12 protein-coding genes and 2 pseudogenes are annotated in these 8507 nt (G+C 32.6%); 7 read left to right on the plus strand and 7 right to left on the minus strand.

Annotated elements, in window-relative coordinates:
* Positions 1 to 120 precede the first annotated feature (120 nt).
* Entirely contained in the window at positions 121 to 873 is a 753-nt protein-coding gene (aiiA, locus tag ACFWDE_RS22680) for a quorum-quenching N-acyl homoserine lactonase AiiA (protein WP_377894861.1), read from the plus strand.
* Between the two features lie 41 nt (positions 874 to 914).
* Here the strand turns inward: aiiA and ACFWDE_RS22685 are convergent, their stop codons facing one another.
* The 3 genes from ACFWDE_RS22685 to ACFWDE_RS22695 all read right to left on the minus strand — a co-directional run bounded on the left by ACFWDE_RS22685 (position 915) and on the right by ACFWDE_RS22695 (position 2399).
* Entirely contained in the window at positions 915 to 1409 is a 495-nt protein-coding gene (locus tag ACFWDE_RS22685) for a hypothetical protein (protein WP_377894883.1), read from the minus strand.
* Positions 1410 to 1498: 89 nt separating this feature from the next.
* Entirely contained in the window at positions 1499 to 1963 is a 465-nt protein-coding gene (locus tag ACFWDE_RS22690; RefSeq protein WP_377894863.1) for a DMT family transporter, read from the minus strand.
* 13 nt (positions 1964 to 1976) lie between these two features.
* Entirely contained in the window at positions 1977 to 2399 is a 423-nt protein-coding gene (locus ACFWDE_RS22695) for a DMT family transporter (RefSeq protein ID WP_377894865.1), read from the minus strand.
* 134 nt (positions 2400 to 2533) lie between these two features.
* Here ACFWDE_RS22695 and yeiL point away from each other — a divergent pair, with 134 nt between their 5' ends.
* The 3 genes from yeiL (at position 2534) to ACFWDE_RS22710 (ending at position 4583) form a co-directional block, all read left to right on the plus strand.
* The gene (gene yeiL / locus ACFWDE_RS22700; protein WP_377894867.1) at positions 2534 to 3226 is read left to right on the plus strand and encodes a transcriptional regulator YeiL; all 693 of its coding nucleotides are present in this window, start codon (positions 2534 to 2536) and stop codon (positions 3224 to 3226) included.
* A gap of 21 nt (positions 3227 to 3247) precedes the next feature.
* Complete coding sequence (locus ACFWDE_RS22705; RefSeq protein ID WP_377894869.1) at positions 3248 to 3979, plus strand: metallophosphoesterase family protein; 732 nt, start codon at positions 3248 to 3250, stop codon at positions 3977 to 3979.
* A gap of 355 nt (positions 3980 to 4334) precedes the next feature.
* The gene (locus ACFWDE_RS22710) at positions 4335 to 4583 is read left to right on the plus strand and encodes a hypothetical protein (protein ID WP_377894871.1); all 249 of its coding nucleotides are present in this window, start codon (positions 4335 to 4337) and stop codon (positions 4581 to 4583) included.
* Between the two features lie 48 nt (positions 4584 to 4631).
* Here ACFWDE_RS22710 and ACFWDE_RS22715 read toward each other — a convergent pair whose 3' ends face one another.
* Both ACFWDE_RS22715 and ACFWDE_RS22720 read right to left on the minus strand, forming a co-directional pair.
* Positions 4632 to 5669 (minus strand): serine hydrolase domain-containing protein, encoded by a 1038-nt coding sequence (locus tag ACFWDE_RS22715; protein WP_377894873.1) that lies wholly within the window; start codon positions 5667 to 5669, stop codon positions 4632 to 4634.
* Positions 5670 to 5788: 119 nt separating this feature from the next.
* Positions 5789 to 5983 (minus strand): hypothetical protein, encoded by a 195-nt coding sequence (locus tag ACFWDE_RS22720; protein ID WP_377894875.1) that lies wholly within the window; start codon positions 5981 to 5983, stop codon positions 5789 to 5791.
* Positions 5984 to 6117: 134 nt separating this feature from the next.
* On the opposite strand from ACFWDE_RS22720, the gene ACFWDE_RS22725 reads away from it, so the two are divergent.
* Positions 6118 to 6399 carry a hypothetical protein gene (locus tag ACFWDE_RS22725; protein ID WP_377894877.1) on the plus strand — a complete coding sequence of 94 codons (282 nt, stop codon included), beginning with the start codon at positions 6118 to 6120 and terminating at the stop codon, positions 6397 to 6399.
* Between the two features lie 29 nt (positions 6400 to 6428).
* On the opposite strand, the pseudogene ACFWDE_RS22730 reads toward ACFWDE_RS22725, so the two are convergent.
* Both ACFWDE_RS22730 and ACFWDE_RS22735 read right to left on the minus strand, forming a co-directional pair.
* A pseudogene (locus ACFWDE_RS22730) lies at positions 6429 to 6596 on the minus strand (DUF3784 domain-containing protein); the annotation flags it as partial.
* A gap of 137 nt (positions 6597 to 6733) precedes the next feature.
* Positions 6734 to 6871: pseudogene (locus ACFWDE_RS22735) on the minus strand (DUF3784 domain-containing protein); the annotation flags it as partial.
* A gap of 122 nt (positions 6872 to 6993) precedes the next feature.
* On the opposite strand from ACFWDE_RS22735, the gene ACFWDE_RS22740 reads away from it, so the two are divergent.
* Together ACFWDE_RS22740 and bla2 are read left to right on the plus strand one after the other, a co-directional pair.
* On the plus strand, positions 6994 to 7275 hold the full coding sequence (locus ACFWDE_RS22740; RefSeq protein WP_377894879.1) for a MazG nucleotide pyrophosphohydrolase domain-containing protein: 282 nt from the start codon (positions 6994 to 6996) through the stop codon (positions 7273 to 7275).
* A gap of 150 nt (positions 7276 to 7425) precedes the next feature.
* The gene (gene bla2 / locus ACFWDE_RS22745) at positions 7426 to 8199 is read left to right on the plus strand and encodes a BcII family subclass B1 metallo-beta-lactamase (RefSeq protein WP_377894881.1); all 774 of its coding nucleotides are present in this window, start codon (positions 7426 to 7428) and stop codon (positions 8197 to 8199) included.
* Positions 8200 to 8507 lie beyond the last annotated feature (308 nt).

Here is an 8507-nt window from a genome sequence, read left to right on the forward strand (position 1 = left end):
TTGTGAACAACTAAAAAATAATAGTTGAAACAATGAAAAGTGAGAAGGAGTTTATTTCTAACAAGAGGAATTCTTTACTATATTGTTTTATTCAAAACTAAATGTAAAGGTGGATACATAATGACAGTAAAGAAGCTTTATTTCGTTCCAGCAGGTCGTTGTATGTTAGATCATTCTTCTGTTAATAGTACGCTCACACCGGGGAATTTATTGAACTTACCTGTATGGTGCTATTTGTTGGAGACAGAAGAGGGGCCTATTTTAGTAGATACAGGTATGCCAGAAAGTGCGGTTAATAACGAAGATCTTTTCAACGGTACATTTGTTGAAGGACAGATTTTACCGAAAATGACTGAAGAAGATAGAATCATAAATATTTTAAAGCGCGTTGGATATGAGCCGGACGACCTTCTTTATATTATTAGCTCTCATTTGCATTTTGATCATGCGGGAGGAAATGGCGCTTTTACAAATACACCGATTATTGTGCAGCGTGCTGAATATGAGGCAGCCCTTCATAGAGAAGAATATATGAAAGAATGTATATTGCCGAATTTAAACTACAAAATCATTGAAGGGGATTATGAAGTCGTACCAGGTGTTCAATTATTGTATACACCAGGACATACCCCAGGGCATCAGTCACTATTCATTGAGACGGAGAACTCTGGCCCAGTGTTATTAACGATCGATGCATCGTATACGAAAGAGAATTTTGAAGATGAAGTGCCGTTCGCGGGGGTTGATTCGGAATTAGCTTTATCTTCAATTAAACGTTTAAAAGAAGTTGTTAGGAAAGAGAACCCAATTGTTTTCTTTGGACATGATATAGAGCAGGAAAAGAGCTGTAAAGTATTCCCTCAATATATATAAATAGAAAAAGTCATGAGCCTAGTAGCTCATGACTTTTTCTATTAAATAACCTTTTTAAATAAGTTATATACTTTTTTCGAATTACCTTCATTTAATTGATAATAAGTAAGATCTACGTCATCAGGAGAGTTTTGTTGGGCAATCATGACTTCACTACTGTTGTGATCTACTATCCAAATTAAATATTGTTTATAAGTCCCATCTTGGAAAGTAATCCACATGTTACAATCTACTAAATCAGAACCTTCTTCATCTAGCGTTAAATCGCCTTTTTTTGCTGTGTCCATACTGTTAATGAATGTTTTCAACTCATCTGTTTTTGTGAGAAAGATATCCTTTTTTGTTTTAATTGACTCTACATGTATATCTTTTATTTCCTGTTTTCCTAAAAAAATAGGAGGTGCATCTGGTTCTCTTTGAGTTGAAATAATAGTAGCTTTTTTCTTCGGTTTATTTGTTGTATAGAAATCTTGAATAGATTTTCCAGAGTTTAAAAACCATACGATTCCAAAAAAAATGAATGCGCTACCTAGCAGTAAAATGATTTTCTTAATAGGATATTCTCCTCTCTATTGCTTCATGTGAAGAGCTTTTCTATTAATATATGATAGGTAAGCGTAAAGTATTATAGTTGAACGTGATTATGCTTCACGGTTTTTATAGGGCGGTCAACGAGTAAATTGTAAGTAAGCCCAATTAATACGAAAATTCCACCCACAACTTTGCCTATTGAGAGTTCGTGTGACAAGAAGAAATCAATGATAGTCCCCGTAAATAATTGTCCGATAAAGATGAGTAACGTTAAATAAAATGCTGGAATTTTAGGAGTAATATAGTTTGATAATGAGATAACGATAACGCCTACTAATCCGCCTAAGTATACAGCGATAGGTATGGATTGCAGTGTATGACTAGAAATATACAACGAATCTGAACTGAAAATTAAAAATAACATAGAGAAAAATAATCCAGTAATATAATTAAAAAACGTACCTTCCCAATTTCCAATTTTCTTTGCTAAATTCGCGTTAATAATTCTAGCAACAACGATGGATACTCCAACTAAAATAGCGATACAAATATATAACATATTCTTGCCCCCATTAATAAATTGTCATGATAATAATTCCAGAAGAGATGAATAATAACCCAACTAGTTTTTTCTTTTCAAACTTCGCAACTTTCATACCTAATAAACCGAAATGATCAATTACGATAGAAGCAATAGATTGACCAAGTAAGCCTAATGCGATAGTAATAGAGGCACCAAGAGCAGAGAAGCTTACATTGCTAAAAAGAACAGTGAATACACCAATCGCTCCAGCGCTATATAAATAAAGCGGAATACCTTTTTCAAAGTGAATTTTATTTTTGTTAAGGACTAGCACGAAAATAACTGCTACTAAACCTACAAGATGAATGACAACACTCGCTGTATAATTGCCAATCAACTCAGATAAAATCCCATTCAATGGGAGCATAATGGCAATAAGTACACCAATAAAGACAGAAAGAAAGTTATACAATGTAATATCCCCTTTTTATATTTCATATTTGTAATGACTGTATCATGCTGAAATTGTGTATTACTATGACATATGTCATAGTGAGAGAAGAAAATTTTGTTTACAATGGGGAGTAGTTGTAAAGGTGGGGGACTATGAAGAAAGTATGTAATTCTAATAAATTAGCAGAGTATATGAAACGAAATAATATTGATTCATTTTTTAGTAGTGATATGAAACCATATATGGAACTTATATTTTTTAAAAAGAATGAGTTCATTTGCAGAGAAAACGAAGAGATAGACTATTTATATTTTTTTGTTGAAGGAAAAGCGAAAGCATTTAATACATTAAGTAATGGGAAATCTGTATTATTATGTTTTTATGACAGTTTGCAGTTGCTAGGAGATGTAGAGTTAATTCACTCTCAAAGAATCACTTCAAACGTACAAGTTATGGCAGATTCTTATTGTGTTGGTTTGCCTTTAGGGAAAGTTAGAAATCAGTTGTTTCATGATGCGAAATTTTTAAGATGCATTTGCGGTTCTTTAGCCCACAAATTAAATCGTCTTTCAAAAAATAGTACAATTAATTTACTGTATCCACTTGAAAATAGACTCGCGAGTTACATGTTAGTAGCTGGAGAAAGGGAGGTACAACACGGGAATAGAATTGTATTTAGTGGGAATTTAACGGAGATAGCTGAATTGTTAGGAACAAGTTATCGACATTTATTACGAACATTAAATACCTTTTGTGATAAAGGGATAATACAGAAAAACAATGGATGCTTTGAAGTGATGAATGTGGATATTTTGAGGGAATTGGCGGCGGATGTATATAAATAATATATTAAAGTGGGGATTTAGATGAAAATAGCTATAATTTCAGATATTCATGGGAATAGTCACGCATTAAAAGCAGTATTAAAAGATATTGAACGTCGCAAGGCCGAAATGATAATCAATTTAGGGGATAGTGTGTATGGGCCGTTAGATCCTTTAGGGACAATTGAAATATTAATGAATAACGAGATGATACATATTAAGGGTAATTGTGATCGCATGCTTTGGGAACCTATACAAGAGCAGTCTGCTACACTAACTTTTGTTCAAAATCAATTAACAAATAATCATATAGATTGGTTAAAACAACATCCGTCACAATTTATTGTAGACGATATTTTATTTTGTCATGGTACACCGACTTCAGATGAGGTGTATTTGTTAGAAGAGATGACTGAAGATGGTGCGGTATTAAAGAATGAAAAAATTATAATGGATCAACTCCAAAATGTTGAGCAAAAAATAATAATATGTGGACATACGCATATTCCTAGAGTGGTTTATTTAGCAAATGGAAAGATAATTATAAATCCGGGGAGTGTAGGACTTCCGGCATACAAAGATGAGCTACCGGTTGTGCATAAAATGGAATCGGGAACACCACATGCAAAGTATGTAATAATGGAAAAAAATGCACAAGATTGGCTAGTTGAACAAATATCTGTTTCTTATAATTGGGAAGAAGCGGCTCAACTAGCTGAAAATAGTGGTCGACATGATTGGGCAGTTGCATTAAGGACTGGGAGAGTAGAATGAAGAGTAGCTCAGCAAATAATGAACTACTCTTTTTTATTTTGAAGATATATTGTAAATCAAAAAAATAGATCAGTAGCAGCAACTACTGATCATCCATATGTACATGAATTAGGAGAGGTCAAACATTTATTAACTTTATTATAATAGATTTTCACAAGGATAAAAACTGAAAATTCTAATTTTATGTTGAGAAAGTTTTTTGTATCGAAATATATGAAAGAATAGGAATTTTTATTAAAAGGAAAAATGATATTTATATTTTAGTAAATTATGATATAGTCTAAAAAAGAGTATTATCCATAAATATAATTATTTTCATTTTGATTTCATTTATGTGAAGGAAGGAGAAGCAATTATGAAGTTTGATGATCAACGCCTACTAGGAGCCCGATTAGGTTCAATGCTCGTAACAGAGGAAAATCAATATTTAGTAATTAAGAAAAAAGATCATTATGCATTATTAAACATACATAATTTAGAATGTACTCATGTTGAAGTACAACTAGAACATATTGAAGAAATGTTGCGTGAAGATTTTCAAGAAAGTATAACGGAAATTATCGCACCGGAACATATAAAAATTGTTGCGAAAAATGTTATATAAGAAAGAAGCTGGGGGAATCAGCTTCTTTCTTTATATATGTCTAATTCATTATAAGGATAGTGTTTTTAAAACTTCACCAATGATGCCCTCCATTTGATGAACACCTAAGTCTGTATTTGTCATAATAACAGCCCCATTACCTCTATAAGGATAGCAAACCATCATACATTGGAATCCAACGCCCCAGCCAAGTGAATAAATTTGTAAGTCTTCATTAGAATCATCTAGAAAAATACCTAACCCAGTCCATTTTGAGCAGCCTTGAGGAGAAATCATGTCTTGAACTGTTTTTTGAGAAAGTTTTAGTTTTCCATTTCCTTGCAAGGAATGAATGAGTTCGATTACTAAAGTTGATAAATCGGATGGTGTTGTCCAAATTCCTGAAGCTGCTGCGAATGGATAAAATGGATATTTCTCATTTGTTACAGTTCCATCTTTATTATGCCCGCAAGAAAAAGCGTCGGTTTTATCTATGTCTTCGGGGGAGAAGAGTGTACTGTCTTTCATTTGTAGTGGCTGGAAGATATGTTCTTCTAGTAACTGATTAAATGATTTCCCTGTAATATCTTCAAGTAGTTGTTCGATTATACAAAAATTTGCGTCCGAGTAGTGAAATTCACTTTCTGGTTCATAATTTACTTCTATAGGTACTGGGCAATATAATGATTTACCAGCAAGGAGTTCAGACATGTTAGGTAGTCCTTTTGCAAGTGTATAATGTTCAAAACTATTGGGAGGGTCAATGATTCCAGATTGGTGACTTAATAAGTTTCGTAACGTGACTTTTTTCTGTGAAGTAAATAGATTGGTAGGGATGTTCCAAGATGTGAGTCTATCATTTACGTCTTCATCTAAATGTACGATTCCTTGATCTGATAACGTTAGTACGAGCATTGAAGTGATGAATTTGCTAATAGAACAAGAGTTAAAGATGGAATTTGTAGTGACATTTCTATTTGTTCCAAATTCAAGTGTTCCGAAGGCAGACGTTTCGTCTAGTTTGCCATCATGTATAACAGCAAGACTTAAACCTGCAACGGAATATTGGTTCATTTTCTCGTATATATTATTAATTTTCAAGTTCATAATAGCTCCCTTCTTTCAAAAAACAGAATATTAGTTTTATTATACATTAGTAAATAGAGAGAATGAGAGAAAAAGAAAACACTTCACCTTTTATCGATGAAGTGTTTTCTTATTTTAATTTAATTCGAAGTGAATGCTTTAAAAAATTTATCTCGGTACATGTATATAAGCCATGAGGTTGTTATTAAGGAAATAATGATTTCTTTATTTTTAATTGGTGCATTGAAAACAAGCCAACCAACTATATCAAATAATAAGTGTAGTACGATTGAAAGAACTACAAATTGTAGTAGTGTATTCAAAAATCTTTTCATAAAGTGTCCCCCTAAAATAAAAGGTTTTATTAATAGTGTTGTATATTACTATTATACATTAAATGTGTCATGTGGTAAAATTTGCATAAATTACTTAAATAAAACATATGAAAGCTAGTAAAGGAGGAGCAGTCATGGAATTTTGGATTGTCATGCCAATTGTGGCTTTTGGATTTATGTATATCGCTGAAAAATTAAATAAAATCGAAAAGAAAAATGATGTGCGTTTAAAGAGGATTGAGGATAAATTACAACTGATTACGAAAGAAATGGGAATTGTAGAAAGAGAACCTGAGATTAATAAAGAATTGCGTCAGCTTGTGGAAGATGGAAAAACGATTACAGCAGTTAAGAGAGTAAGAGAAGCATTTGGTTTTTCAATACTAGAAGCAAAGCAATATGTAGATAAATTATGAAAAAGATCATCCAATTGGATGATCTTTTTTTAATGAATCATACGTGTATTTACATAAATTGCTATTATAAAGTGTCCAATTACAATGATAGGAATAATGATTTTGACATTAGGAGTAGTGAAGACACTACCGATTGTAGCAATGACACCAGCAATTAGATTATAAAGACCAACTATTTTTGATAACTTCATTCTGTCCCGCATTAACGGGTAGTAAGACTCCCGCCTCAAACTTCAGCTAGGGCAAAGAAGTTAGGCGGGAGATCCACTGCCCGTAAACGCCCGATTGGTTCAACTAATAATCATTGGGGGATGAACAAAACCCCCAATGATTAAAGTTTCACTTTATCAGGTACACGGCGTTCATTGAATCCTGATAAGAGCCAAGTGTATTGTTTTACTCCGATGAAATAAGCTAGTGCAAATGAAATAATTGCTATTATGAATAATGATGGATATGCGAAGAGAGTCACCAGAAACACCTCCGTTAATGGGCTATAAATAAATTATAGTATGAATGTTATAATTTAACAAAATACAATTTTGATTTTAAGTTTATTAAAAATGAGATATTTACGATGAAGGGAGATTACATATGAATATTTCGGAATTCCAGCAATATGTATCGAGTTTCAGTAAAGAAAAAGGGTTCCAGCATACAACAATTGAAGAGCGTACGATGTATGCGATGGCAGAATTAGGTGAATTAGCGGAAGTTATATTAAAGCGTGATAAAATACAAGATTCGAAAAGAGAGATTGGTTTAGAAATGTTTGATGTAATTTGGAATGTATGTGATTTAGCAAACAAGTTAGAAATTGATTTAGAGAAGGCGTTTGAAGAAAAAATGAAAATTAATAAAAAGCGTGAATGGTAAAAAGAAGATTAAGTTTTAAAGCGTACAGAATTTTGTACGCTTTTTTATTAATCGCATGAAAAATATGTAAGAAAAGATGGAACAAACTTTTGGAATGAATTGTCTATTATAGGTAATAACTATTTATTTTGAAAGAAAGGATTGATAAGGATGAAAAAGAATACGTTATTAAAAATAGGGTTATGTGTTAGTTTACTAGGAGCAACTCAATTTATTAGCACAATTTCTTCTGTACAAGCAGAACAAAAGGTAGAGAACAAAATAATAAAGAATGAGACAGGAACTATTTCAATTTCTCAGTTAAATAAAAATGTATGGGTCCATACGGAGTTAGGTTATTTTAATGGAGAAGCAGTTCCTTCGAACGGTCTAGTTCTTAATACTTCTAAAGGGTTAGTACTTGTCGATTCTTCTTGGGATGATAAGTTAGCGAAGGAACTAATAGAGATGGTAGAAAAGAAATTCCAGAAGCGCGTAACGGATGTCATTATTACACATGCGCACGCTGATCGAATTGGTGGAATGAAAACGTTGAAAGAGAGAGGGATTAAAGCGCATAGTACAGCATTAACCGCAGAATTAGCAAAGAAAAATGGATATGATGAGCCGCTTGGAGACTTGCAAACAATTACGAATATGAAGTTTGGAAATATGAAAGTAGAAACGTTCTATCCGGGGAAAGGTCATACAGAAGATAATATTGTTGTATGGTTACCACAATATAAAATTTTAGCTGGAGGCTGTTTAGTGAAATCTGCTGAAGCGAAAGATTTAGGGAATGTTGCTGATGCGTATGTAAATGAATGGTCCACATCAATTGAAAATGTGTTGAACCGATATGGAAATATGAACTTAGTAGTGCCTGGTCATGGAGAAGTAGGGGACAGGGGATTACTTTTACATACATTGGATTTGTTGAAATAAGAAACTGTGGGAATATAAAAGCGAGGAGAAACAATTTCCTCCTCGCTTTCTTCTAGCTATATTTAAATGTGAAGCTATCAATTACGCCTGCATACGTTACTGAGATTTTAATTCCAAGTATACAAATACCAGTACCGTCATAATTGCTATAATAACGTAAGTAGCATCAAGCATTATAAGTGTCTTTAAAGTTTCAGTCATTCTAATTCACCCCTGTTATAAAAATATAACATGATCTCTTATCAATTAGATAAGAAATCATAAAGATAACAATGTACATGAAATTTCTTAAGTAGTTTCTATATAAA

Origin of the sequence: Bacillus sp. NPDC060175, from assembly GCF_042728695.1 — a bacterium.
GTDB lineage: Bacteria > Bacillota > Bacilli > Bacillales > Bacillaceae_G > Bacillus_A.